Raw genomic sequence first — 26726 nt, forward strand, 5'->3', positions numbered from 1 at the left:
ACTGTACAGAATTAGTCTGGAGAGAAATGAAGTGAACAAAAAAGGCATTATGGTGTGTGGTCACGGTAGCCGTGACAAGGATGCAGAGCGTGAGTTCGGGCGCGTTGCCGAGGGCTTGAAAAAGCGCTTCCCGGATATTCCGGTTGAATACGGTTTTCTGGAGTTTTCCGCACCAAACATCCATATGGGGCTGAACAGTCTGGTCGAGCAGGGCGTAGAGCAGATCTATGCAGTGCCGGGCATGCTGTTTGCCGCGACTCATGCGAAGAACGATATCCCATCGGTACTGACCACCTTTCAGGAGAAGAACGCCGGTGTTCAGGTTGAGTACGGTAGCGAGCTGGGCCTACATCAGGCGATGATCGATGCCTTTCAGGCGCGTATCTACGAGTCCTTGGGACTGGACCCGGAGAATCCGCCGGAGAGCCTGTACGACACCATGCTGGTGGTGGTTGGCCGTGGTACTTCCGATACCCACGCCAATGCGGAAGCGGCGAAACTGACCCGTATCGTAAATGAGAATATGGGCTTTGGCTGGGCAGATACCGTGTATTCCGGCGTAACCTACCCATCTGTGGGTGTGGGGCTGGAGAAACTGCTGAAGCTGGGCTTCAAGCGTGTGGTGATTGCGCCTTACTTCCTGTTTACTGGTCGTCTGATCAAACGTATCTATGGTTACGTAGATAAGGTGGCTGAGGAAAACCCGAGTGTAGAGTTTATCAAAGCGCCGTACCTGAATGACCACGACAAAGTGATCGACGCATTTGAGATTCGGGTGCGTGAGATTATGGAGGGGCAGCAAGGGCCTGAAACCCTGATGAGTTCCTTCCAGCGGCGTCTGGCCGCGGGTGAGGTGGACGTACATCACCATCACGCAGAGTATTCTGAAGACGGTCATCGCCATCATCACGCCCACTCACATGATCACAGTCATAGCCACGATCTTGGTCATTCACACAGTCATGATCATTCTCTCAGCCACGGACATGATCACTCGCACGGTCACTCTCACGGTGTTTACCGCCATATCGCGCACCCGTTGGGTCCACGTACCATGATCGGTGAGAACATCTGCTGCTGCTTTATGAGTCAGTTCCCACAGTCGGTGCTGGATGAGGAGGCAGATAAGATCAAAGACAAGTGCGCCGAGACCGCGTTGGCGCATAAGTAAGGTATTAGGTGGTGTTGGGCATCGCGTTGCGATGGCCAACCTACGGGCTATCTAGTGTAGTTTAGCCATTGCGAAGCAATGCCTAACAAATGAAAAAAGCGCCAAGGGCGAACCCTAGGCGCTTTTATAGCTTGGACGAGCTACAGGATCTATTACGCGGGAAAATTAAGATCCGATCAATCCATCAATAGGCGAAGACGCTGTTGCGTAGGACTTGCGCGGCATACGGCCCGCCAGGTAGCCTTCACGACCGCATTCAACTGCTTTACGCATCGCCTGGGCCATCAGTACCGGGTTCTGAGCGTGGGCAATTGCACTGTTCATCAATACGCCCTCACAGCCCATCTCCATCGCCAGTGTCGCATCAGACGGAGTACCCACACCGGCATCAACGATGATCGGAACGTTGGCGTTTTCCAGAATGATCTTGATGTTGTTAGGGTTGCAGATACCAAGGCCTGACCCGATTGGTGCACCCAGTGGCATTACCGCCACACAACCCATCTCTTCCAGGCGTTTCGCAACGAGGGGATCGTCGCTGGTGTAAACCATTACCTTGAAGCCATCTTTGATCAGCGTTTCTGCTGCAGCCAGGGTTTCGGTTACATTCGGATAGAGCGTCTTATCGTCGCCCAGTACTTCCAGCTTCACCAGATCGTGGCCATCCAACAGTTCACGTGCCAGACGGCAGGTGCGTACTGCTTCTTCAGCGGTATAGCAGAACGCGGTGTTCGGCAGGATGGTGTACTTTTCAGGTGGCACTACGTCCAACAGGTTTGGTTCATCCGGATTTTGACCTATGTTGGTACGACGCAGCGCCACAGTTACGATCTCCGCGCCGCTGGCTTCGATAGCCGCTTTGGTTTCGGCCATGTCCTTGTATTTACCGGTACCCACCATTAGACGGGAGTTAAAACTGCGGCCTGCAACGATCAACTGATCGTTTGTGGAGATCTCTGTAGTCATACCTGATTCCTGTACTTCGAGAGGAGAATTGGACGTAAGTGGCGCGGGGACGCTGAATTAATCAGCCGCCACCGATCGCACGCACGATTTCGATACGGTCGCCTTCACGCACACGGGTTTTGGCATGCAGGCTACGAGGGATAATTTCACTGTTTAGCTCTACTGCGATGCGCTGGTTGCCCAGGTGCAGCTTGTCGAGGAGTTCTTGAACGTTATTAGCGCTGAAGAGCTGCATGCTCTCGCCATTTACAGTCAGTCGGATCATGTTGGTGGCCTCGTTGCCGGTCTATGTGGAGACCGATCGGTTTTTATTTTTGGTTGGTGTGTATGTTGAGAGAGAAGAGGGCAAAGGGTTAAGGTCCAGCTTTGTGGACGATATGAGTCCAGCTAGTTGGTGCCATTGGGCAACTTAGCCAGCGAGAACATTAATCCCGCAGGCTGGGTCGAGCCATAGGCGACACCCAACATACCCATCTTTCGGCAACCTGTGTGTTCGGTGTCGCTTCGCTCGACCCAACCTACGGGCTTTTTGTACATCCTTGTACTTTCCGGTGAGATCACCGGCAGAAGGTATGAACTGATTTTGTGATAGGAGAAAGTTTCGTTAAATCTAAAATAACTTTCGCCCAGTTAAGTGAATTAATAACTTAATGTGGTGGTACGTTAAGTGGTTGAGGGGAAAAGGAAGAGCAGAGGCTTTGCAGGGGGGGCTGGGATAGCCTTCAGGTTACCCTACATAGGATCTCATCGCGTCTATGTTATCAGTTAGCACGAAACTCACTCCCCTCTACGCCGCCGAGCATTTCGCAAATAAAACGACTAAAAGCAAATTCTGTTTGAGGCCTATGGCCGAGTTTATTTGCTTCGTTTTATTTGTGAAACGCGCAGGGTACCGGGCTTGCCCGGCAAGTATCGGGGCCGCGGGGGATTGGTAAGGGGTGCGCGGCTGCACCCCTTACCTCGCCCTAAAGGGGCGACACCAAAGAAATCCATCAAGATGATCAACTAACTTTTTTCCCTGATTAACAGCGAAAATTTTAAACCTGGCACCAAGCTGAAGCCCATATAATTCGGGGCTTCAACCAAATCGAAGCCCCCACAAATCCTACTGGCATCATGTTTCCCAATCATCTGGTTCTAACCCGTTTTCGGCCTGAATCTGTAGCTTAAAGATCAGTGAAGGACATCAGGGCACGCCTGCTTTGTCGTTCTCCAAACCGAACAATTTCGACCTTACGGAAGAGTTCGGAGAGCTAAGAGTAAGACGGAAGATGGGAGTTCGACTCCCGCCTCTGCATAAAAATAACAGCACCCTCAGAGGAGGTGAGTATGACTTTTAACGCGAACGAATTCGACGCAAAAGAAGTAATTGGCAACGACCGTAAACACGTATGGCACCACATCACCCAGCACAAGCCATTCGAAGAAAACGATCCAATGGTGATTGTGAAAGGCGAAGGCATGCGTGTATGGGATGCGAAAGGTAACGAATACCTGGATGCGGTATCCGGCGCAGTATGGACTGTAAACGTTGGCTACGGCCGTACCGAGATCGCAGATGCTGTTCGTGATCAGCTGGTTACCATGAACTACTTCGCACAGACTGCCGGTAACGTTCCAGCGGCGCAGTTTGCAGAGCGTCTGATCGAAAAAATGCCTGGTATGAGCCGAGTTTATTACTCCAACTCCGGTTCAGAGGCGAACGAGAAAGCGTTTAAGATCGTACGTCAGATCGCCGAGAAGAAATACGGCGGCAAGAAGCACAAAATTCTGTTCCGTGAGCGTGACTACCACGGTACTACCATCACTGCACTGAGTGCGACTGGCCAGTACGAGCGTAAGAACCAGTACGGTCCATTCACTCCAGGTTTCGTTGAAGTACCACACTGCTGTGAATACCGTGCGCAGGACGGATCTGACGCAGAAAACTACGGTGTATGGGCTGCAGACCAGATCGAAAAAGTGATCCTGGCTGAAGGTCCTGAGACTGTAGGCGCACTGTGTCTGGAGCCGATCACTGCAGGTGGTGGTGTGATTGAGCCGCCTCAGGGTTACTGGGACCGCGTTCAGGAAATCTGCAAAAAGTACGACATCCTGCTGCACATCGACGAAGTCGTTTGTGGTCTGGGTCGTACCGGTAAGTGGTTCGGTTACCAGCACTACGGCATCAAGCCAGACATGGTAACCATGGCGAAGGGTGTTGCGTCCGGTTACGCGGCGATCTCCTGCACCGTGACCACTGAAGAAGTATTCGCAGCGTTCAAAGAAGATGACGATGCGCGCATGGGTTACTTCCGTGATATCTCCACCTTCGGTGGCTGTACTGCGGGTCCTGCGGCAGCACTGGTTAACATGGACATCATCGAGCGCGAAGGTCTGCTGGACAACGTTGTAGAACAGGGTGAATACCTGCGCGGCCGTCTGAACCAGCTGATGGAGAAGTACGACGTTATCGGAGACGTACGTGGTAAAGGTCTGTTCGCTGGTTTCGAACTAGTGAAAGACCGTGAAACCAAAGAGCCTGTTGATGAGAGTCTGCCAATCGCAATCGGTGCACACTGCATGCAGAATGGCGTAATCATCGGTCGTACTAACCGCTCCTTCAAAGAGTTCAATAACACTATCTGTCTGAGCCCAGCGCTGATCGCTACCCGTGCAGACATCGATAAGATCGTTGACGCTCTGGACAACGCTCTGGCTGAACTGGCGCCTAACGCATAATTCGACATGCTGAATTAAGGTGCTCCGGAGTTATGGTTTTACGGTAGCCATAACTCCGGTTTTTTCTGAGGCCTGCGCTGTTGGGCCTTTTTGTTGCCCGCCGCACCGTCTCATCACTATCTTGCTTGGCCGTGACCTCATCACGGTAATGTTAAAAATACGATCAATAACTGGTATTTACTCAGTGGATCGTATAAAACTGATCGATCTCTAATAAAAACAATAAGATAAGAGAGAGTAACCACAAGCGATTAGTGGTTATGAACTATACTGACTCCGTAATACCTGTTCTCTGCTACGGCAGATTTTCTGCTATTTTGATGGAACAAAATTTGCAGGACTACGTTCACTAAAGGAGTAGATGGTCAGTTGAGGCCTCAGCGATTGAGGCAATTAAAAGAGTGCAAATAAGAACGATAAAAAGGCGAAGTAAATGTTTCAGCTATTCCACTTAACGCCAGGCAAAGGTGGCAGCCTGCAGCAACAGCTGAGAGAGCAGATCGCAACGGCGATTCTGAACGGCAACATTCCGGTTGATGCTCCACTTCCATCCAGCCGCAAGCTTGCGCAACAGCTTGACGTGGCGCGTAATACCGTGGTGTTGGCTTACGAACACCTTCTCGACGACGGTTACTTGATCGCCCGTGAACGTAGTGGCTATTACGTAAACCCGGATATTCTGTCAGGCCAGGTAAAACTCGCAGAACAACCGGAACCAGAAGCCGGCAGCGAACCGACTCACCCGCCAGATTGGGGTAAGCGTTTCAAGCTGCGTCCAACCGAACAAACTAACATCAGCAAACCGCGTGACTGGCAGAAGTACGAATATCCGTTTATTTACGGTCAGTTTGACGCATCCTTGTTCCCAACCGTTAACTGGCGCGAATGCTGCCGTGATGCGGTAAGCGGTCCTTCTATCAGTGACTGGGCGGCAGACCGTTTTGATAACGATGATCCGTTGCTGATCGAGCAGATCCGTACACGTTTGCTGCCACGCCGCGGCGTATGGGCTTCATCCGATCAGATCCTGGTGACTGTAGGTGCGCAGCAGGCACTCTATATGATGGCGCAGCTGCTGTTGGATAAGCAGAGCACCATTGGCCTTGAAAACCCGGGCTACGTGGATATCCGCAACATTGCCACACTGAATCCGTCTCAGGTACGACCGATTCCGGTAGACAAGGACGGAATGTTGGTGGATGACCGTCTGAAAGGCTGTGATCTGGTGTTCACGACACCAAGTCACCAGTGCCCAACAACGGTAACTATGCCAATCGAGCGTCGTTATGAACTCCTCAAGCGTGCCGATGAAGATGATTTTCTGATCATCGAGGACGACTACGAGAGTGAAACTAACTTCAAGTCCAACCCAATCCCGGCCTTGAAGAGCCTCGATAAGAACGACCGCGTGCTCTATATTGGCAGTCTTTCCAAGACCCTTGCACCAGGATTGCGCCTGGGGTACCTCGTAGGGCCGGCCGAGTTTATCCGTGAGGCGAGGGCGTTGCGCCGTCTGATGGTGCGTCACCCTGCGGCGAACAACCAGCGTTCGGTGGCTCTGTTCCTGGAGCGCGGTTATCACGACTCGCTGATTATGAACATCATGCGTAACTACCAAACACGCTGGCGTGCGATGGATGAAGCGCTAACCAAGTACTTGCCTGAATCCCATAACCAGCCAACGTTCGGTGGTTCCTGTTACTGGGTTAAGGGGCCGGAAGGGCTGGATGCGGAAGAACTGCAGCAACGCGCGAAGGAGGAGAGCATCCTGATTGAGCCGGGCGCGATTCACTTCCTGCAGGATCCACCTCCCAAGAACTATTTCCGACTTGGGTATTCCTCTATCTCCACCGATCGGATAGAGCCAGGAATTAAAAAACTGGCGGATTTAATCCACTCGATGGTGTGATCAACGACTGTACGTACACCCCAAAAGCCACCTGGATCAGGTGGCTTTTTTGTTTTGGTTCCATTCTTTAACATATTGAAAAATAAGGTTAAAAATAGGTATTGGGCCAGTTTTTCATCCTGGCTCAAACCGTACCTCAAATCTGGTCCTACTGAGAAATAGGCCTCCCTCCTAATCTGTTTAACAAGACGTTAGCACGGGAATCGCGCTGAAACGCGAGGGCCGGTGCTAAACACGGTCTACTACTCAGAACGAAAAAAATAAAAAGTGGGAGTGGATAACAATGTTGATCGGTGTACCTAAAGAGATTAAGAACCACGAATACCGTATCGGTATGGTTCCAGCGAGTGTGCAGGAACTGACAAGCCGTGGTCACCAGGTAGTAGTTGAAACCAACGGCGGTGCCGGTATCGGTTTCAGTGACGACGATTACCGCGCAGCGGGCGCGACCATCGCAAACACCGCAGAAGAGATCTTCGCTTCTGCAGACATGATCGTAAAAGTTAAAGAGCCTCAGGCGGTAGAGCGCAAAATGTTGCGTCCTGGCCAGTTGCTGTTTACATACCTCCACCTTGCTCCGGACCCGGATCAGACTGATGACCTGCAGGCGAGCGGCGCTACTTGCATCGCATACGAGACCGTAACATCTGATAAAGGCGGTCTGCCACTGTTGGCGCCGATGTCTGAAGTTGCCGGTCGCATGTCCATTCAGGCGGGTGCGGCGTGTCTGGAGAAATCCAAACAGGGCCGCGGCATGCTGCTCGGCGGCGTACCGGGCGTAGAGCCTGCAAAAGTAACCATCATCGGTGGCGGTGTGGTTGGCTCCAACGCTGCTCGCATGGCTATCGGCATGGGCGCTAACGTTGTGATTCTGGATCGCTCCGTTGATGTGCTGCGCCGACTGGTTTCCGAGTTTGGCACGTCAGTTAGCACTGTTTACTCAAGCAAAGCATCGCTGGAAGAGCATGTATTATCCGCAGATCTGGTGATCGGTGGCGTTCTTATTCCTGGCGCAGCCGCGCCAAAACTGGTGACCAAAGAGATGGTCTCCCGTATGAAACCAGGTTCTGCTGTTGTTGATGTTGCAATTGACCAGGGCGGTTGCTTCGAAACCTCCCATGCGACTACGCATCAGGACCCAACCTACATTGTTGACGACGTTGTTCACTACTGCGTCGCCAACATGCCAGGTGCGGTAGCCCGCACCTCCACACTGGCACTGAACAATGCGACCTTGCCTTATATCGTGGCGCTGGCTGATTTGGGCTGGCAGGAAGCGATCCGTCGGGACCCACACCTGGCGAATGGCCTCAATGTTCACGATGGCAAGATTACAAACGAAGAAGTTGCCGTTGCTTTAGGGCGTGAGTACACACCTTACAGCGTTTAATCATCAACCGTTGTCGGCAGTGACTTAGGTCGCTGCCAATAAAAATAACATTAAGGAACTCCTATTATGGCTCGTATGACTCCTAGTGAAGCGATGGTAGAAACCCTCGTTGCGAACGGTGTTACCGATTGTTTCGGTATCATGGGTTCTGCATTTATGGATGCGATGGATATCTTCACCCCAGCGGGTATTCGTCTGATCCCTGTAGTGCATGAGCAGGGCGCTGGCCACATGGCTGACGGTTATGCGCGTGTTTCCGGTCGTCACGGTGTATGTATCGCACAGAACGGCCCAGGTATCACCAACTTCGTAACTGCAATTGCTGCAGCTTACTGGGCTCACTCCCCAGTAGTATGTATCACGCCTGAAACCGGTACTAACTCCCAGGGTCTGGGTGGTTTCCAGGAAGCTCAGCAGCTGCCGTTCTTCGAAACCATCACTAAGTACCAGGTGTCTGTTGTAAACAACACCCGTATGGCTGAACTGACTGCTCGCTGCTTTGACCGCGCGATGTTGGAAAACGGCCCAACTCAGCTGAACATCCCACGTGACCTGTTCTACGGCGACATCGATTGTGAAATCCCAGCGCCGATCCGCATCGAACGTTCTGCGGGTGGTGAGCAGGCGCTGGCTGAAGCTGCAGAGCTGCTGGCTAACGCTGAATTCCCAGTAATGATCTCCGGTGGCGGTGTTGTTCTGGGTGACGCTTACGAAGAAGCGATCGCTATCTCCGATCAGCTGGGCATGCCAGTTGTAAACTCTTACCTGCACAACGACTCCTTCCCCGCATCTCACCCAATGTGGTGTGGTCCTCTGGGTTACCAGGGTTCCAAAGCAGGTATGAAACTGATCCAGCGCGCTGACGTTGTACTGGCTCTGGGTACCCGTCTGGGACCTTTCGGTACTCTGCCTCAGCACGGTATCGACTACTGGCCGAAAGACGCGAAAATCATCCAGGTTGACTGCGATCCTAAGATGCTGGGTCTGGTTAAGAAAGTTGACGTAGGTATCTGCGGTGACGCAAAAGCAGCAGCTAAAGCACTGATGCGTCTGCTGGCTGAGAAATCACCTAAGTGTCTGGAAAACCGCGATCAGCGTGCAGAAGAGATCGCTGCTGAAAAAGCTGCTTGGGAAGCTGAGCTGGACGAGTGGATCCACGAGAAAGACGATTACTCTCGCGAGATGATCGAAGAGCAGGCTGCTGAAGAAGGCAACTACCTGCACCCACGTCAAGTTCTGCGTGAGCTGGAAAAAGCGATGCCTGCAGACGTAATGGTGTCCACCGATATCGGTAACATCAACTCTGTATCCAACAGCTACCTGCGTTTCGAACGTCCACGTTCTTTCTTCGCAGCGATGTCCTTCGGTAACTGTGGTTACGCACTGCCAACTATGATCGGTGCAAAAGTGGCTGCTCCAGATCGCCCTGGTATCTCTTACGCGGGTGACGGCGCATGGGGCATGTCCATGATGGAAATCATGACCTGTGTACGTGAAGACATCCCTGTAACTTCTATCGTATTCCACAACCGTCAGTGGGGTGCTGAGAAGAAGAACCAGGTTGATTTCTACAACCGTCGTTTCGTAGCAGGCGAGCTGGAAAACCCAAGCTTCGCAGACATCGCACGCTCCATGGGCGCTGAAGGTGTAACTGTAGACAAACTGGAAGACGTAGGTCCTGCACTTCAGGAAGCTATCCGTAAGCAGATGGAAGAGCGTAAGACTACTGTTATCGAGATCATGTGTACTCGTGAGCTGGGCGATCCGTTCCGCCGCGACGCACTGTCCAAGCCAGTACGTCACCTGGAAAAATACAAAGACTACGTATAAGCCCTCGCTTTTATAGTCTGATCAAACCGGAGGCCATACGGCCTCCGGTTCTTCACCTAACGAAAGCAACAAATATGCGGACCTTCTGGTTAAACCGCTCACTGTGCTTGTGTTCAGTGTTACACGCCCGTTCTCTGCATACGGACGGTGAGTGGTTTAACCAGAGGCTCCTCTCAATCTACAGCAAGGAGTATTCGGATGAAGGCCCTCAATAACATTTTTAAACGTGCTGGTGACGACCCGCGTCATGTCGTTCTGGCTGAGGGTGAAGATCCTCGAATTATCGAAGCAGCAGCCACTGCAACTCAGCGCGGCATAGCTCGTATTACTCTACTGGGCAATGCCGCGGCTATCGCAGCTAAAGCAGCAGAGCAGGGCGTATCACTGGATGGGGTGACGATTACCGATCCGGCCGATTCTGCCGAGATTGAGCGATACGCGGCGGAACTGCACCGTCTACGTGAAGCCAAGGGCATGACCCTGGGTAAAGCGGTTGAGCTGATGCGCGACCCACTGCACTACGCTCAGATGATGGTGCACCTGGATGATGCTGACGGTTCGGTGTGTGGTGCGGTATACACCACCGGCGATACTGTGCGTGCGGCGATCCAGATCATCGGCATGGGCGAAAACAGCTCGATGGTTTCCAGCTTCTTCCTCATGATGCTGTGTGAGCCGTTCCATGAGCTGAAAGGCGGTGTGATCTTCTCCGACTGCGGCCTGGTGATCGATCCGGATTCCAAGCAGCTGGCGCAGATAGCGATGTCCGCGTCCAACAGCGCCCGAGCCCTGCTGAACGAAGAACCCAAAGTGGCGATGCTGTCCTTCTCAACCAGTGGCAGTGCCAAGCACGCGGCGGTTGATAAGGTTGTTGAAGCCACCGCGCTCGTAAAAGAGCAGATGCCAGATTTGGCGATCGACGGCGACGTGCAGCTGGATGCTGCCATTGTGGCAGAGATCGCTGAACGCAAAGTGGCGTCGTCCCAAACTCATGGCCGAGCTAACGTACTGATTTTCCCGAACCTTGAGGCGGGTAACATCGGTTACAAGCTGGCCGAACGAATTGGTAAAGCAGATGCAATTGGTCCGATTCTGCAGGGTTTGAAAAAACCGGCGAACGACCTGTCCCGAGGTTGCTCTGCGAACGATGTGGTAAACGTCATCGCCATTACCGTGGTACAGGCGCAAACCGCAGAAGGCTAGGGAACCTGCGAACAAGCCCGATACGCCTCTGGCATTCAGAGCGATTCGAGATCAAGGCAGCGGTTACAGCCATGCTGGTTGCACGGCGAAAATCGCTAACACAGAGATCGGATTGCTCTGAATGCCCCAAAAGGGCGGTCGCTAAAACAGCTTTCTGCTTTGTCAGTCAGCTTGGAAAGGACCAGTCATTCCACTGCACTGCCTTTCGCGCATAAAGCTGTTTTATCGGCCGCAGAGAAAGTATCGGACTTATTCGAAGGTTCCTATAAACAGACCTTCAGTTTATTTGTACTAGTGATTTCGTCTCGACGATTCAATCCGTTCCTTTAACCCTGCGTTAACTCTATTCGGCATGAAGCTGAATTTACCGCTCCTCCTCCCCGGAGGAGCGGGCTTTTCCCCCAGTTTTTGCCTACATTGCCCGAAAAACGGGCCTTTGCGAGCAATATTCCAAAATATTGAACTATGCTAGTGATAATGTGTTCTGGAGCTATAGCGCAAGGAGCCGCCGTTTGTGGTCGATAGGCATGAGCAGATAGCGTTCCAGACGGTCAGTACAGGTCGAAGTGATAGCGCATCACTTTGAAAGGATTGGCTATCTTGTCTGACATGATTGCAGGTATCTCGAGTCCTCCCCTTCGGCCTTGAATCATCTTGGATTCTGACTGGAAAGCCATGACTGCATAAATCTTTAACTTCTATAAGTGGAAGGGTTTACGTATGGCTAAGTTTCACCGATCTCTGCTGAGTACTGCTGTAATCATGGCAACTGTAACGGCTGCACCTGTGGTGCTGGCTGCGAGTGAGCCTGAGCTGACACTCAGTACCCGTACTTTCTATTTCAATCGTGACTTTCATGAGGGGCCTGAAGACCGCGTGGCGGCGGCCCAGGCGTTTAGAGCGGATTACCTGTCACCAACGTTTGGCGAACGTTTCCAGTTTGGTCTGACTGCGCTGGCAAATATTAAATTGGACGGCCGGAATAACGACGCTGCAGCCGACGTTAATAGGGCAAACAGTGACGGGGAAACAGAACACTCTGCGAAAATCGGCCAGGTGTTTTTCGATGCAGGAATCACCACAGGAACAAAAGTACGCATCGGGCGGGTGTTTATGAACTTGCCGCTACTAAATAATCCAGATATTCGCTCCACACCTGGTTCTCATCAGGTGGTGATGTTAGATGGTAAATGGGAAAACAGCAGGTTCTACGCGGTCTATAACGATGAGGCAGTAACGCGTTCTGATATTTCTTTTGAAGAGTACACGTCTAATGGGGAAGACTATGAAGTTTTGGTAGCCGGGGGGGCCTACAAGTTTGAAAACGGACTCGGCGTACATGCGTCGTACGGATATGCCGATGACTACCAACGCCAGATCTATCTTAATACTAATTACACGTTTGACCTGGGTGATGCCCGTAGTTTGCTGATCGATTTCTATCACTACGATGGCGAGGCTGAAGGTAATTTGTATCCAGACCCGGACTACAACTCTACTATGACTAATCTGGCCGCGCGCTATACGTTCGGAAATGTAAAGTTGTTGCTCTCCTATCAGACGATCGGTGGGGATGATGCTTATGACTTTGCTTGGGGCGGGAGTGATCAGACACTGCATCAGACATGGCAGTCTATTCAGTTCAACGATTTTAACAGAGACGATGAGGATTCCTGGCAAATACGTGCGGACTACAGTTTCGAGGGCGTGCCGGGTTTGAGTGGATGGATCCGACATGCAGAAGGCACATACGACGAGGGAGTTGCTGAAGTGGATGAAGCAGAGAGCAACCTGGACCTAAGTTATACCATTCAGACGGGTAAGTTACGTGAAATGACTTTCCGATTGCGTTATGCGCATATCGAAGCTGATGCATATAGCGATATCGATGAAGTCCGGTTCATGATGAACTACACCTTCTAAGCCCAATTTCCTTCCTTACAAAAAACGCGCTCGCGACGGGGCGCGTTTTCATTTGCTTTTTTGAGCTGAAAATCTTTCTTTGTGTTTTGATCATGGTGGTAACTGTTTCGAACCGGAAAACTGGTCCCAAAGTAGAATGCTGGCTCTAAAATCCAAAAAGTACTGGCTCTAATCGAATTTATGTAACGGGTCTTTAATGGAGCAAGACCAATAACAATAAATTTGTGGAGTACAAGATGGCATTACAGCGTTATGGATTTATCGTAAAAAGCGCCGATCTGGAGATGTTCAAACACCACGCCCGTTTGCAGAGTGACAACTTTGACATGTCTGTTGCAGGTGTCTCTGATGTGTCCCAGGCATGCCTCGTCGCGCAGGAGATGATCACCAAAGGCGTTCAGTTGATCGAAATGTGTGGTGGCTTTAGCGGCGAAGATGCGCAAGCTGTACGTGATGCGATCAACGATCACATTCCAGTGGGTTACGTTCAGTACACAGATGAAGAACGTGACCGCCTGAAACGCGAACTGAGCTAACAGGTCGCGACCATGAGAATCATCATTGCTGATTCATCTCCACTCTACGCACAGGGTGTAAAGCTCGCTCTGGATAGCGAAGGCATTACCGCAAATACCCTGATGGTTGATAGCTACCCGGCGTTAGAACAGGCGCTGGAGCGGATTCACGGCAAAGTCATGATTGTTGTTGATTCCCGATTGAACGGATTGAGCGAGCTGGAAGATCTGGCTGGGCTCAAGCTGGTACGGGAAGCAAACATCTTGATGATGACCGATTCAACCGATGTGGCGTTGATGCGCCGTGCACGGATGACAGGCATTGACGGTGTGGTAGCAAAGACCGCTCCTTTAAGTGAATTGGGTGAGGCACTGCGTGAAGTTTTGGCAGGCGGTACCTGGCGCTTCAACGAGCGCGTATCTCTCGACCAGTGGGGGGCACAGAAAACCCGCTTGGGTTATGCGTTGTGCCGCCTCTCCAACCAGGAGAACAAAGTGCTCAACCTGGTGAAATGTGGGCTGCGCAATAAACAGATCGCCGACCGCATGTCCCTCACCGAACACACGGTCAAAACCCACATGTCCAGTATCCTGCGTAAGCTGGAGATGGAGAACCGCACCCAATTGGTCGTTGCTCTGCAGCAGATTTGATAAGGACGGTGTGTTTTGCGCGCCGTTCCATAGACCCAAATCGGAGGTCATTATGTCAACTGTATTCAAAGTATTTGATGTAGAACCCCAAAGTAACCTGGATTACGCCCGTTCGTGCGCGACCGTACTGAAAACCATTGCTGACCGTAATCCCCGCGTCCAGTGCATCACCAACACCGTCGCAATGGACTTCACGTCTGACGTGTTGCTGGCGGTGGGCGCGCGTCCGTCACTGACGATGGGTGCCGAAGAGATTCGCGAGTTCGTTGCCAGCTCCGATGCGCTGAGCATCAACATAGGCACGTTGGATGCGGTGCGTAAGGCGGCTATTACACCGGCCATCGAAACCGCTAACGATTACCAGCGTCCTTGGGTGTTGGATCCGGTATCGGCGCACGCATCAGAACAGCGTTGTTCCTATGCGCGTGAACTGCTGGAGCTTAAGCCGACGGTAATTCGTGGCAACAGTGCGGAGATTAAAGCCCTGGTTGGCAGTGATTCGCCCGATGCCGCCTGGATGCTGGCGCAGCAAACCGGTGCGGTGGTTGCCCAGACAGGGGAGGCGGATTTGATCACCAACGGCCACCGTGCACTGATGATTGCCAATGGTCACGAGATGCAGACGCGCGTATCCGCGATGGGTTGCGCTGCAACAGCATTTGTTGCGACCTTCCTGGCGGTAAACCGCCGCCCGTTTGATGCAACCGTACAGGCATTACTTGCGCTGTCCGTCGCTGCCGAAATTGCAGCCAGCCAGTCTCGCGGTCCGGGCAGTTTGCACATGCACATCCTCGATACCTTGTACTCGCTTGACCAATTAACGTTGGAGCAACGGGCACATCTGCTGATGTGCGAAGAGGTTGCGGCCTGAATCCATCAGGAGAGTGAATTATAGTGTTCGCCTGCGAATATTAAGAACCCAGCCAATAGGCTGGGTTTTCGTACCTGTATGATTTGATGGTAGTTGTACGTTTTAACTATGAATTTTTTTGTACGCCTGATAATCATAGTCCCGATAACATGAGTTTATTTCATGGTCTGAGTGTTGTGGATTCAGTGCACAACTTCCGCGTTTAATGTTGGCTAGGTTGGTGTATTACCCAGAAATTTAGAGTTTTCCTGGAAGAACATTAACCCCTTTTCATAAATAAACTTGACTATGCAGGGTGGGCTCTATATTATGGCACACAAGCTTGATGCTTTGTTTGTTATTTATGCTCTTCATTTCGACGTCTTTTCTTAATTCCTCGTCCTGTTTTCGTAAGTAAAATCTAAAACTGTCCTGCGCTTATCTGCCTGTAAATCGGGCGGCTCATCTATTTCCGAAAATGGGAAAATATATTATGTCTAATTCTACTACCGGCACCGTAAAATGGTTTAATGACGATAAAGGCTTTGGCTTTATCGAGCAACAATCCGGTCCTGATGTTTTTGCTCACTTCTCTGCAATTGCAAGTGAAGGCTTTAGAAGCCTGCAAGAAGGGCAGCGTGTCGAGTTTACAATCACACAGGGGCAAAAAGGTCCTCAGGCAGAAAATATTCGTCCGTTGTAAAGCGGATGTGGATCTAATTCGCCTGCGATCCATTAGAGCATGACACTCGTTATGCTCTTTTTATTAAATAGCCTTTCCTCGTTTTATTTGATCTTTAGTTCCAGTGTAAAAATCTTCAAGTCATCGGTCTCTTTGCCTTGATTATTACCCTTTCAAGTATTTACATCGGCACGAATTAGACCAAGGAGAAAAAATATCCCAAAAAAATGGAGCTTACAAATATGTTAAAACATCTAAATGAACGCGTCTGCGTGTCTCAATATGCCGGAAAGAATCAAGCCTTGTGGGCATGTTATGAGCCTTTAAATTCATCAATATATTCGAAGCGGCAGGTCTGGAAACGCCTAACTGGCCTTTTATCTACTTCGGAAATGCAGCGTTATCTTGAGAAAAACTATCACTCCTCCGAGGTGTCAGATGGTTTTACATCTATTTCCGCCTGATCTATTCAATAAACTTGCTTTTTAAAAAAGTGAATTTAGGTAAGATCTTTACCTTATTTTCTGGAAAGTATCGTGACCACGGATTTCATGGGCAGGTAAACACCTGCAGTTCGTTAAACTGGTGCTGAATCTCCTGTATTAGCATCTGGATCTCCGGCAAGCGTGCTCTTGCGCGTTCTATATCGCCGGTTTCGCACTGTGTCCGTATCTCATTGGCTAGGCTGTATAGCTTTTTCTGGTCGCCATCAATCTTTGCCAATGCTTCCAATGTAATGAGGTTATCTTTACGGCAGCGCTTACTCCACGCGGAGAAATGCGAGTGCTGTTGCTCAATTACGGGCCATTCTGCATCCTCGGATGGCGCTGAAAGCAGTGCTTTTTCAAATTTCGCCCCCCAGTGATTGAGTGAGAGCCGGAACAGCTCGATCATGGTTTCACGTTGATTTAGGGTACGTTCGTGAAACGCGGCCCATTCCGGGTAGGGCTTAAAATGGGCTTTCCATTGAGGAAAATCGCTGGCAGGCATTGGCGGGGCGATTGCGTCCCCCTGCGCGTTATCGCAGCCCATTAGCAGTAACATTTGGCCCTCCCACACTGACTCGACCCCTTCGGCGACCACGTTTCTGTCAAATGCTTCTGCGAGTCGGATAACCCCGTCAACGATACGAAAATCGTCAGGACTGGACATGAGGTGGATTACGAAACTGCAGTCGATTTTAACGTTGTCTGCATTTAGGTTGCGTAGGTGCGCAAGTGATGAGAACCCGGTGCCAAAATCATCTAAAGCGAAGCTGACACCCAGGTTGGACCGACATTGTTCAATGATGTTGTTGATCGCTTCAAGGTTTCCGAAATCTGTGCTCTCGAGTATCTCAAGTTGGACGTAGCGGGTATCAAGGTGCGGGTAACGATTTATGCGTTTAGCCAGCTCCTCCTCAAAATCGGGTGAGAGCAGGTGAAACGCGGATACATTGATACCGACGTCAACCTTAATGCCAGCGCGATGCCATGCATCCAGTTGTTTTAGTGCCTGTTCGATTACCCAATGGCCAATATCGATCTCTACGCTGGTGCCTGCGATCACGGGAAGGAAGTGGAAGGGGAGTAACAGGCCTTTTTCTGGATGATTCCAGCGAATCAGTGCCTCAAGCCCCCACACCTCGCCGGTGCTCATATTAATTTTAGGTTGGTAGTAAAGCTCGAATTGTTTCTTACGCAGCGCGATCTCAATATGCCGTCGCTGGTTATGGGTTTCTATCAGGTACTGATCATCGTTTTGATTGAACAGGTCGAAACTGTTCTTACCCCCCAGTTTTACGCGATACATGGCCTGATCTGCGTGGCGCAGTAACGTATCGATGTCGACCTGATCATCCGGGTACATGGTGATCCCGCTTGATGCGGTGACAGTCAGCTCGTGCCCTTCGATATGGAACGGTTCGCAGATCTTCCGATGGATACGGGATAGAACATCGCGGCACTCATCTATGGAGTGAATATCACCTATCAGAATTGCAAACTCGTCACCACCTAACCTCGATGCGGTGTCTTCGTCACGGATGCAATGGAGAATCCGTTCCGAGACCTGGATAAGCATTTGGTCACCGACGCTGTGGCCGTAGCGGTCGTTTATCTGCTTAAAGTTGTCCAGGTCGAGGAAGCAGATTGCCAGTAGTGTCCCAGTACGATTGCACCGCGCGGTTGCCTGATGGAAGCGGTCGGTAAGCAATACACGGTTGGGCAGTTGGGTCAGGACATCGTGGTACGCCATGGTTTCCAATGCTTGCTGTTGGTGCTTTAACTGGGTGATATCTGAAAAGATGCCGACGTAATGGGTGGTTTCGCCCGCGGGGGTACGGATACTTGAAATGTTCAGTTGGGCGATATACGGCTCGCCGTCTTTTTTGCGGTTCCATATCTCGCCGCGCCAGGAACCATGGTCTTTCAGGTTTCTGAGCAGCTCCCTGTAGAAGTGGGTGTCGTGCTTATCGGACTTCAGGATGCTGGGGTTTTGACCAAGCGCTTCCTGCCTGGTAAATCCGGTAATGTCGCTGAATTTAGGATTTATATCGACGATTCGCGCTTCCTGATCGGTAACCATGATGCCTTCGTCGGCTTTCTCAAACACACGGGAGAGCAATCGAAGACGATCATCCGTTTCGGTTTTCTCCATCGCCAACATCACAAGCCGAGCAGCAAAGTTGATCACCTCCAGATCCTGCTTGGTGGGAGCTGTGGGCCGTGTATGGTAGATGGCGAAGGTGCCCAACACATCGCCGTGTCGATCAATGATCGGTTCCGACCAACAGGCTTGCAGATCGGCTTTTTTTGCCAGCTCAATATAGGGCTCCCAATTGGGGTGGGAGCTGATGTTTTCTACGATCACGCGTTTCTTGAGAAACGCAGCGCTACCGCAGGTCCCCACGCCGTTACCAATTTCCAGCCCTTCAACGGCGTCGTTAAAAAAGTCCGGTAGGCTAGGGGCTGCGCCGAGATGCAGGCGTTTGCGTTGTTCGTCGAGTAAGAGGATGCTGCACAGGGCACCCCGACTGGTTTTTTCGATCATCTGGATAATCGAGTTGAATATTTCGGCAAGTGGTTCGTTGTTTACCAGCTGTTCCAATACACTGATACGAGCCAGATCGAGGATCTCGGTGTGCTTGCGACGGGATATATCGGTAATGACACCTATCACGTGTTTGTGGCTGTCCTCCATATCGACGACCTCGGCAACGGCGTGAAGCCAGAGCCAATATCCACTGTGTGTTCTGCGCCTGAATTCCATCTCGGTGGTATTCCCCGTTTCGGCGCACTCATTCAGCATCTTGAGCAGCTGCTCTATGTCGTCTGGATGAACCTCCTTTTGCAGCGTTGATAGGTTGGGGCTGAAATCATTGGGGGCATAATCCAGTATGATGGGATACTCATCGCCGACCCAAATCTCACCAGATTCTATATCCATCTCAAACCAACTTTGGCGTGCTGTCCGCAGTGCCAGTTCAGTGTGCCGCAGGGTACGCTGAATCGTTTGTGTGCGTTCCTCCACTGCCTTCTGGAGGCTGTCCTTATCTTGGCGTAGACGACGTATGAGTAAAAACGTCGTTATGACTAACAGGCAAAACGATATTGCTGCAATGGCGTCAAAAATCAGCCAATACCCGGTGCGCCAGTTTCCGATCAGTTCAACATCGGGCAGCCAGTTACTCTTGGATTCTGAAAAAGTATCGTCTGGAGCGTCTTGGCCAGGGATCTGTGCCACCTGTGCTGTTGCTGTCGTTGGTTCCAGGGGCGTTGTGGACGTAGTGATGAAATGATGCGGGGGTTGTGCGCTATCCGCATCCGCAAGCGTGGTATATGACAACAGAAGAATCACTGTAATCAGTAATATGTAACGATTGTTCCTGGCGAAGAACTTCATTAACTCGGTGTTCCGAACCTAACAGGTGATGAACATCCTGTGTGGGGAGTCCTGATGCACAGATCCATTGCTGGACGGACTAGAGGCGAAAGGTACTAGCAACGCTTAAAAAAACTATAATCGAAAATTCGACGGTGGGGCGGTATTTATGTCTAATTTCACTATCCAGGCGGGTAATAACGAACACTGATGCATGGTTTTCACTGGTCTGTTAGTGCATTGTCGCAGATAATGCGGCTTTGTAATTTGGCACACCGATTAGCCTGCCGTCGAACGGACATTCGCACCATGACTATTGAAAGCGCAATCTCATTCTTCATCGCTATCTTGATTTTCGGCGTTACGCCTGGTCCGGGTGTATTCGCAATTCTGGCACGTGCATTGATGAATGGTGCGAATAGCTGCGTGTTGCTGGCGTTGGGTATGACCGTCAGCGATATCCTGTACCTGATTGCGGCTTGCATCGGGTTGGCTGCGATCGCGACCCACTGGTCCGAGCTGTTTACGGTGATTCGTATTGTTGGCGCGGCGTATCTGTTGTACCTGGGATATAAAATGTGGACGGCGCCGGTTTCCATTGAGCAGGGTGACAGCCGTTTGACTCGATCCGGCATGGCCGCGAGCTTTGTACAGGGCTTCCTGATTTCGGCGTCCAACCCAAAAGTAATTTTGTTCTATATCGCATTCCTGCCAACCTTCATGGACCTGACGGTGCTGAGCAGTACCGACATCGTGTTGGCTTCCGGACTGACGCTGGTGGGCTTGATGATTGGTTTAATGGCGATTGCTGTGTTTGCCTCCAAGGCACGTGGCTGGTTCCGATCTGAACGTGCGATGAAGCGCCTGAACCGCAGCGCGGGTTCGATTATGGCAAGTGCGGGTGCTTATCTGGCGCTGCGTAACTGATACCTTCCACGGGATAGTTAGTCCTGTACCTAATCCTTTTACGAACGGCGGCGAATCATTTAGATCTCGCCGTTGTTTTCTTTGGCCTCTCCAAAGAGCACTGGTATACGCGAGTTTGGTAACGCGTAACCGGACTAAATGTGCACAAACCTTCAGTGGTTTCGTATCTGGGATCTATGCCACCGAGACAGCACGTAGCGCTTTTTGAATCCCTTGGAATCGATTTAGAAAAGTAAGCCGAGAGTGGTTATTTTCTGTATGAGCGTAATACTTTGATATGTGTTGTAAAAAAGCTTGTGCGGACAGCGATTTGGGTATAAAAGTTAACGATCAAATCCTCATCCGTTGGGGTGCTCAAACCGTCAGTTCTTGATGTGCCAAGCATCGTCCCCAACCTATTTGGACTGGCGTACTTCTTTCTTTCCTTTGTAACGCGTACTACGCGGGCTGTTTGCTGCCTGATCGATAAGGTTGGGCTGAGGTTCCAGTGCAGTGATCGAACAACTTCTTGAAATCGGCCCCTTTGCGTGGCCGTCAATCGGTGCCGCTTTGTTCTGTGGCGGTGTAATTGGCTTGGAGCGCCAGTTGCGTGGTAAGCCTGTGGGCATTCGAACGGCTTCAATGATTACACTGGGCACGTATATGTTTTTGGCCACATCGTTTTTGCTCGCAAGCAACCAAATGGACCCGTCTCGCGTGGTGGGACAAGTGATTACGGGGATCGGATTTCTTGGTGCTGGAGTGATGCTGGCAAGGGATGGGGCGGTTGTCGGAGTTACATCGGCGGCAACCATCTGGGTGCTGGCTGCGTTGGGTGTGATGGTTGCCTCCGGTCACCTGATGGTGGCCATCAAACTGTCTTTACTTGTGGTGTTGCTGTTGTGGGGCGTGGACTTCTTGGAACGTCATGTAACGAGCTTAGGGCGTGGTGTACATGCCCATGTTAAAAAGAAGATTAACCTCAGTAATGGGGTGGGATGAAACTATGTCTGCATTAGCCCATAAACAATTTATGACCGGTGATGTCGGCGATGATACGCTTTTTGCCAAAATCGCCGCTGATATCCGTGAGACAGGGTACAGTATTAATCCCTGTGCTTTGCCTCCCCATCTGGTTCATTCCCTAAGTAGTCATTTAGCGGTGATGGATGAGGAGAAGTTTAATGCTGCTGGTATAGGGCGCGACAACGAACACATGAATAACAGCTTTGTGCGACGTGACAGTATCTGTTGGATAAATGGAGATGTATCTGCCGGTCGTGAATGGCTTGATTGGACCGGGCGGCTGAAAACCTACATTAACCGCAAGCTTATCCTGGGGTTGTTCTCCTTCGAAAGTCACTTCGCACATTATTCGCCGGGCGCATTTTATAAACGTCACGTTGATGCGTTTCGTGGCGAGGCGAATAGAGTACTGACGATGGTGGTGTACCTAAACCGCGACTGGACGGAAGACGATGGCGGAGAGTTAGTTCTGTACACGAGTGATACGGATCAGGACGGAATAAAAGTAACACCTGCGATGGGAACAGTGGTTGTTTTCCTCAGCGAAGAGTTTCCGCATGAGGTGTTGCCTTCCTATCGGGATCGTTTTTCGATTGCCGGCTGGTACCGTGTGAACACGTCAACGACGGATAGGGTTGATCCTCCTCGTTAAGCTGCTGCAGTTATTTACTAAGCCAGGTTTGCGACGTTAAATCTAATAGGCTCGTCCTAATACTGACTATTCAAAACGAATTTGGCTTATTCTTGATCCAATCTTTTTGCGAACAGCGGCGAATCTTTGTGATCTCGTCGCTTTCTATACCTAAAGATTCCAGAAAATCCTGATGTGCCTCTGGCTGGCTGCGCTCGAACTCTACGTGCCACTGCTGCATCTCTACTTCACTCATGCCGGTAGCGGCGAGTATCGACACCCATTTGGCTTTATCCATCGTACGACTATGGCGCAGTAGGGATTGCTTGCCCAGTAGCTGTACTACCTTTTGCTGTTGCTGGCGTAGCAGGCTGATCTGACTGTTTAGATTTGACAGATGTTGTTCCAGTAGTTCGGTGGGAGCCGTGCTCTGTTCATCAATTAATGCCGCGATCTCTTCCAAGGGCAAGCCCGCTTCTTTGTACAGGGAGATCTGTTGCATGCGCTGAAGATCCTTGTCGGTGTACATCCGATAATTGGCGTTGCTGCGTGCTGATGGCTTCAACAAACCGATATCGTCGTAGTAGATCAGAGTGCTGCGCGACAGGCCGAAGCGTTTCATCAATTGACCGATGGTGTGCATGAGTAGGCAAGGCTCCAAACGTTTTTGCAATTGTAGGGTAGCCTTCAGGCTACCGGCAGGCTAAAGCCTGCCCTACAGAATACGTAACGAATCTTTTATAAATCATAACGGCAAAAGATCAGGCGCCACAGAACGAGTTTTGGCCTCGTCTGTTTTCAAAAGCCCCTCACTGTAATGCCGGTGGATCAGGGCTAGTGCGTTATCCACGATATCCGTATTCTGCTCCAGAAACTGATCAAAGCGAGAGGCTTGGGTATTCGCCTGACGAAGCGCAATCAACCGCACAAAAGCCTCGGTCAGAGTGTAGTGAAACTTATCATCTGCACCGAGACTGTCAGCATAACGCTGAATACCGTCACAGGTCTTGCGGATTGCTTCAGGTAACGGATTCTGAGTGGCATAGAGCCAGCCCAGACGGATGTGGCCCAGATGATCAAAGTGCGTTGGATCGAGGGTGCATGCTTCAAACTGGCTGAGAAAGTTTTGGTCGTTGAGTGTAAAAACGTTCGTCATTGGAACCTCAGGCGGCGCCTATTGCAGTGATATCCGCCACCTTAAGGTTTAAGGCTGTAGTAAGGTCAACGCCTTAGCCAACAATTTTTTCTTGAAGCTCGGTCAGGGTGCTGACAATTGCCGTCGGTTCGATGCCCCAGGGATCGAAGATTGCTTCTGGAGAGCGCTGTACCCACGCGGCGCGCATACCGGCAGAGATAGAGCCAATTACGTCAAACGGGTTACTGGAGATCAGCCAGGCTTCGTTGGCCTTTGCTTCGGATTCGCGCAGGAAGTGGGCGTATGTGCCCGGATTTGGTTTAAAGCTCTTAATGTCGTCTACGCTCACCACGCCCTCAAAGAAATGGCTAATTCCTGCCGAATCGAGCAGTGTTTCAACCGCATCGCGGCTGCCGTTGGAAAACGCAAACATACGGCACCCTGCGTTTTTGAGCGCTGTGAGTCCATTTTCAACATCGCCAAAGGCCGGCAGGGTGCGGTAGACGGCCAGCAGGGCATTCTTCTGTGTATCGTTTAGCTTGGTTTTGCAAAAGCTGTCGGTGTAGTTCAGGGCGTCGCGGGTTACCACAGCAAACGTGGTGTAGTTCTGCATCAAGCCGCGGCGGAAAGAGTATTCCAGCTGTTTGTCACGCCAGGTTTGAGAGAAAGTCGTTGCCTGATCGGCATCGCCCAGCATCTCTGTAAGTTTGCCTATAACGCCGTGGGTATCAATCAGTGTGCCGTAAACATCAAAAGCCAGCGTGGGGGTCATCTGTTACTCCTCCAGGTCCGCCTGTCATCAAAGAAATTGAATTAACGCTACTTGAAATAATGGTGTGAATACAGGGTTGAGCACGCATTCGCGCCGAAAGTAGAGTCCGAGGTGGGAAATCAGTCGAGGGCTTCAATGGAGTCGCGGGGGGCTTCCTGACGGCAGCTGAGGGAATAATCTCGCACCACTTCAGCGACACGGATGCGGTAGTTTTTAAACAGCTCCAGTTTACCCTGTTGCTGTGCACTGCGGTGTTCGTAGAGATTGCGCCATGCGGTGATCGCATCTTCATCACGCCAGAAGGAGAGGCTGAGAATTTTTCCTTCCTCATTCAGACTCTGAAAGCGCTCGATAGAGATAAAGCCATCGCGGCCCTCAAGAAATGTACGAAGGTTTGCGGCGATCTCCATATATTCCTCTTTTCCCTCTGCAGTTGGGTACACTTCAAAGATCACTGCAAACATAACGTCTCCTAAATTTCCAAGAATCAAATTCAAACAAACTAGAAGAAACTATAGTCCAGAATCGGTGGTGTGAATAATGAATCATTGAGAACAGAATGTTCTCTGGTAGGTATATGAATTAAAAGCCCGAAAAAGGAGACAGCGCTATCTGGTTTTCCAAACAAGGCTGCCCCCTTTGGGAACAAGGATTGAAACGGCGTGTTATTTGTTAAGCACGTTGTTTAGCGCTGATTCCAGTTGAGCGACAGTGCCTTCAACGTCTGCCAGCTTGTCCAGACCGAACAGGCCGAGGCGGAATGTTCGGAAACCTTCAGGTTCGTCACATTGCAGTGGTACACCGGCCGCAATCTGCAGACCTTCAGCCGCAAATTTCTTACCATTCTGGATCTCCGTATCACCGGTGTAGCTCACCACTACGCCTGGTGCCTGGAAACCTTCTGCGGCAACACTCTTGATGCCTTTTTCAGCCAGCAGGGCGCGTACACGATCACCGAGTTCCTGCTGCGCATCGCGTATGTTGTCGAAGCCAACCGCTTCGGTCTCTTTCATAACGTCACGGAAGCGGGTCAGTGAGTCGGTGGGCATTGTCGCGTGGTAGGCGTGTGCGCCGGATTCGTAAGTCTCCATGATCTGCAGCCACTTTTTCAGGTCGCAGGCGAAGCTGGAGCTGGTGGTGTCGTCGATCATCTGACGTACGGTCTCGTTCATCATCACCAGACCACAGCAGGGAGAACCGCTCCAGCCTTTCTGTGGTGCACTGATCAGGACATCTACGCCGCAGGCTTCCATGTCTACCCAGATGGTACCGGATGCGATGCAATCCAAAACAAAAATACCACCGACTTCGTGAACCGCGTCGGCAACCGCGCGAATGTAATCATCCGGCAGGATCATGCCGGATGCGGTTTCTACGTGCGGTGCAAATACCATGTCCGGCCGCGCAGCTTTTATCGCCGATACCACTTCTTCAACAGGTGCTGGCGCAAAAGGGGCGGTGGCATCGTCGGAGGTCTGGCGTGCTTTCAGCACGATCTCTTCGGACGGAATACGGCCCATCTCGAAGATTTGGCTCCAGCGGAAGCTGAACCATCCGTTACGGATCACCATGCACTTGCGGTTGGTCGCAAACTGGCGTGCGACCGCTTCCATGGCAAAGGTACCGCTACCCGGCACAACAGCAACGGAACGTGCGTTGTAAACCTGTTTCAGGGTCGCGGAGATGTCATTCATCACCCCCTGAAAGGATTTGGACATGTGGTTAAGGGAGCGGTCGGTGTAAACCACGGAATATTCGAGTAAACCCTCAGGGTCCACATGCGGCAGTAAACCTGGCATGGGTAGTCCTCCGAAATATTATTTTTGTTTTACGGCGTGATGCGATGTGCAGTCGCTCAGCAGCCGTTTAGCAAATGCTGAATAAAGCATCGACGCAGCCACCAATCGCTCGCGCGAAGGATGTGATTGATGGCTTCGGCTTCGCGTTGAGTGCCATATTCAGCCTTGGGTGGGGCGGTGTGAATACGTGGCAGCAAACGGGTTAGCTGCGTACGGCATACAGCGTGGTATTCGCCATAGCCGGTCAGGTCAGGACGATCGTGTGTGTCTGCAGCAGCACTGCAGAGCGCGTCGTTCATCGGGAATATTGGCAGTTGCGGACAGAGGTAGAAGAGTAACCAGCTGGCAGCTTCTTCCTGGTAACCCGATCCAAATACCGTGCCCGCGCAACGATCGACGAGTGTCACGGCGAGGCGATGACGCTCGTCGTGGGACATATGCTCAAATTCGTCCCAAATCGGTTGCAGTTCGGTACGTACAAACGCATCCAGGTCAGAAGCCATACGTGTGCGATCAACGCCAGTGGTGGGCAGATCGGCCGCCTGCCAGAGGATATTGATGTAGGTTTTGTCGACCAGCGTGCGGCCCGCGTTCAGCCAGTCAAATCGCGATGCGTGTTCCAGACTGCCATACATGATCGTAAGCAGGCCGTTTTGACTGCTGCGAGCGTCATGACCGCTGCCGACCAGGGTGCTTGGTGTGGTCCAGAAAGTGGCGTCGGTGCAGTAGGTTTCAATCTCGATTCGGGTGTTCATTGTGCCTTTACCTTCAGCAATAAAGTCTGC

The 26726-nt window shown here is 51.2% G+C and carries 25 protein-coding genes; 15 read left to right on the plus strand and 10 right to left on the minus strand.

Annotated elements, in window-relative coordinates; all coding sequences use genetic code 11:
- Nucleotides 1-49 precede the first annotated feature (49 nt).
- Complete coding sequence (locus QKW35_RS06335; protein ID WP_282351877.1) at nt 50-1171, plus strand: sirohydrochlorin chelatase; 1122 nt, start codon at nt 50-52, stop codon at nt 1169-1171.
- Between the two features lie 165 nt (nt 1172-1336).
- On the opposite strand, the gene QKW35_RS06340 is transcribed toward QKW35_RS06335, so the two are convergent.
- The 3 genes from QKW35_RS06340 to QKW35_RS06350 form a co-directional block, all read right to left on the minus strand.
- Nucleotides 1337-2137 (minus strand): thiazole synthase, encoded by an 801-nt coding sequence (locus QKW35_RS06340; RefSeq protein ID WP_282351573.1) that lies wholly within the window; start codon nt 2135-2137, stop codon nt 1337-1339.
- 61 nt (nt 2138-2198) lie between these two features.
- The gene (thiS, locus tag QKW35_RS06345) at nt 2199-2402 is read right to left on the minus strand and encodes a sulfur carrier protein ThiS (protein WP_345774483.1); all 204 of its coding nucleotides are present in this window, start codon (nt 2400-2402) and stop codon (nt 2199-2201) included.
- Between the two features lie 122 nt (nt 2403-2524).
- Nucleotides 2525-2674 (minus strand): hypothetical protein, encoded by a 150-nt coding sequence (locus QKW35_RS06350; RefSeq protein WP_282351574.1) that lies wholly within the window; start codon nt 2672-2674, stop codon nt 2525-2527.
- 792 nt (nt 2675-3466) lie between these two features.
- On the opposite strand from QKW35_RS06350, the gene QKW35_RS06355 reads away from it, so the two are divergent.
- The 10 genes from QKW35_RS06355 (at nt 3467) to QKW35_RS06400 (ending at nt 15832) form a co-directional block, all read left to right on the plus strand.
- A complete protein-coding gene (locus QKW35_RS06355; RefSeq protein WP_282351576.1) occupies nt 3467-4858 on the plus strand; it encodes an aminotransferase family protein in 1392 nt (463 codons plus the stop codon).
- Nucleotides 4859-5291: 433 nt separating this feature from the next.
- Nucleotides 5292-6767 carry a MocR-like pyridoxine biosynthesis transcription factor PdxR gene (gene pdxR / locus QKW35_RS06360; RefSeq protein ID WP_282351577.1) on the plus strand — a complete coding sequence of 492 codons (1476 nt, stop codon included), beginning with the start codon at nt 5292-5294 and terminating at the stop codon, nt 6765-6767.
- Nucleotides 6768-7050: 283 nt separating this feature from the next.
- Nucleotides 7051-8157: an alanine dehydrogenase gene (gene ald / locus QKW35_RS06365; protein ID WP_282351578.1), complete on the plus strand. Its 1107-nt coding sequence runs from the start codon at nt 7051-7053 to the stop codon at nt 8155-8157.
- 66 nt (nt 8158-8223) lie between these two features.
- Complete coding sequence (gene xsc, locus QKW35_RS06370; protein WP_282351580.1) at nt 8224-9987, plus strand: sulfoacetaldehyde acetyltransferase; 1764 nt, start codon at nt 8224-8226, stop codon at nt 9985-9987.
- Between the two features lie 198 nt (nt 9988-10185).
- On the plus strand, nt 10186-11190 hold the full coding sequence (gene pta / locus QKW35_RS06375) for a phosphate acetyltransferase (protein WP_282351582.1): 1005 nt from the start codon (nt 10186-10188) through the stop codon (nt 11188-11190).
- 720 nt (nt 11191-11910) lie between these two features.
- Nucleotides 11911-13113: an OprD family outer membrane porin gene (locus QKW35_RS06380; RefSeq protein WP_282351584.1), complete on the plus strand. Its 1203-nt coding sequence runs from the start codon at nt 11911-11913 to the stop codon at nt 13111-13113.
- 236 nt (nt 13114-13349) lie between these two features.
- Nucleotides 13350-13649 carry a DUF6506 family protein gene (locus tag QKW35_RS06385; protein WP_282351586.1) on the plus strand — a complete coding sequence of 100 codons (300 nt, stop codon included), beginning with the start codon at nt 13350-13352 and terminating at the stop codon, nt 13647-13649.
- Nucleotides 13650-13661: 12 nt separating this feature from the next.
- Nucleotides 13662-14279: a helix-turn-helix transcriptional regulator gene (locus QKW35_RS06390; protein ID WP_282351588.1), complete on the plus strand. Its 618-nt coding sequence runs from the start codon at nt 13662-13664 to the stop codon at nt 14277-14279.
- 52 nt (nt 14280-14331) lie between these two features.
- A complete protein-coding gene (gene thiM, locus QKW35_RS06395; RefSeq protein ID WP_282351589.1) occupies nt 14332-15150 on the plus strand; it encodes a hydroxyethylthiazole kinase in 819 nt (272 codons plus the stop codon).
- A gap of 472 nt (nt 15151-15622) precedes the next feature.
- Nucleotides 15623-15832, plus strand: coding sequence for a cold-shock protein (locus QKW35_RS06400; protein ID WP_282351590.1), 210 nt, complete (start codon nt 15623-15625; stop codon nt 15830-15832).
- A gap of 528 nt (nt 15833-16360) precedes the next feature.
- Here QKW35_RS06400 and QKW35_RS06405 read toward each other — a convergent pair.
- Nucleotides 16361-19237, minus strand: a complete 2877-nt coding sequence (locus QKW35_RS06405; RefSeq protein ID WP_282351591.1) for a bifunctional diguanylate cyclase/phosphodiesterase — start codon at nt 19235-19237, stop codon at nt 16361-16363.
- Nucleotides 19238-19361: 124 nt separating this feature from the next.
- On the opposite strand from QKW35_RS06405, the gene QKW35_RS06410 reads away from it, so the two are divergent.
- From QKW35_RS06410 to QKW35_RS06425, 4 genes are all read left to right on the plus strand, one after another.
- Nucleotides 19362-19589: a hypothetical protein gene (locus tag QKW35_RS06410; RefSeq protein WP_282351592.1), complete on the plus strand. Its 228-nt coding sequence runs from the start codon at nt 19362-19364 to the stop codon at nt 19587-19589.
- Between the two features lie 392 nt (nt 19590-19981).
- Nucleotides 19982-20599 (plus strand): LysE family translocator, encoded by a 618-nt coding sequence (locus tag QKW35_RS06415; protein WP_282351595.1) that lies wholly within the window; start codon nt 19982-19984, stop codon nt 20597-20599.
- Nucleotides 20600-21091: 492 nt separating this feature from the next.
- The gene (locus QKW35_RS06420) at nt 21092-21580 is read left to right on the plus strand and encodes an MgtC/SapB family protein (RefSeq protein WP_282351597.1); all 489 of its coding nucleotides are present in this window, start codon (nt 21092-21094) and stop codon (nt 21578-21580) included.
- Between the two features lie 4 nt (nt 21581-21584).
- Nucleotides 21585-22256 (plus strand): 2OG-Fe(II) oxygenase, encoded by a 672-nt coding sequence (locus QKW35_RS06425; protein WP_282351598.1) that lies wholly within the window; start codon nt 21585-21587, stop codon nt 22254-22256.
- A gap of 70 nt (nt 22257-22326) precedes the next feature.
- On the opposite strand, the gene QKW35_RS06430 is transcribed toward QKW35_RS06425, so the two are convergent.
- From QKW35_RS06430 to QKW35_RS06455, 6 genes are all read right to left on the minus strand, one after another.
- The gene (locus QKW35_RS06430) at nt 22327-22878 is read right to left on the minus strand and encodes a MerR family transcriptional regulator (RefSeq protein ID WP_282351599.1); all 552 of its coding nucleotides are present in this window, start codon (nt 22876-22878) and stop codon (nt 22327-22329) included.
- A gap of 102 nt (nt 22879-22980) precedes the next feature.
- On the minus strand, nt 22981-23391 hold the full coding sequence (locus tag QKW35_RS06435; protein ID WP_282351600.1) for a hypothetical protein: 411 nt from the start codon (nt 23389-23391) through the stop codon (nt 22981-22983).
- Between the two features lie 73 nt (nt 23392-23464).
- Complete coding sequence (locus QKW35_RS06440) at nt 23465-24142, minus strand: haloacid dehalogenase type II (protein ID WP_282351602.1); 678 nt, start codon at nt 24140-24142, stop codon at nt 23465-23467.
- Between the two features lie 119 nt (nt 24143-24261).
- Nucleotides 24262-24606, minus strand: coding sequence for an antibiotic biosynthesis monooxygenase family protein (locus QKW35_RS06445; RefSeq protein ID WP_282351604.1), 345 nt, complete (start codon nt 24604-24606; stop codon nt 24262-24264).
- A gap of 201 nt (nt 24607-24807) precedes the next feature.
- A complete protein-coding gene (locus tag QKW35_RS06450) occupies nt 24808-25941 on the minus strand; it encodes an aminotransferase class V-fold PLP-dependent enzyme (RefSeq protein ID WP_282351605.1) in 1134 nt (377 codons plus the stop codon).
- Nucleotides 25942-25997: 56 nt separating this feature from the next.
- Nucleotides 25998-26696: a hypothetical protein gene (locus tag QKW35_RS06455; RefSeq protein WP_282351607.1), complete on the minus strand. Its 699-nt coding sequence runs from the start codon at nt 26694-26696 to the stop codon at nt 25998-26000.
- Nucleotides 26697-26726 lie beyond the last annotated feature (30 nt).

The sequence above is a fragment of the Pontibacterium granulatum genome (genome assembly GCF_029961155.1).
GTDB lineage: Bacteria > Pseudomonadota > Gammaproteobacteria > Pseudomonadales > Balneatricaceae > Pontibacterium > Pontibacterium granulatum.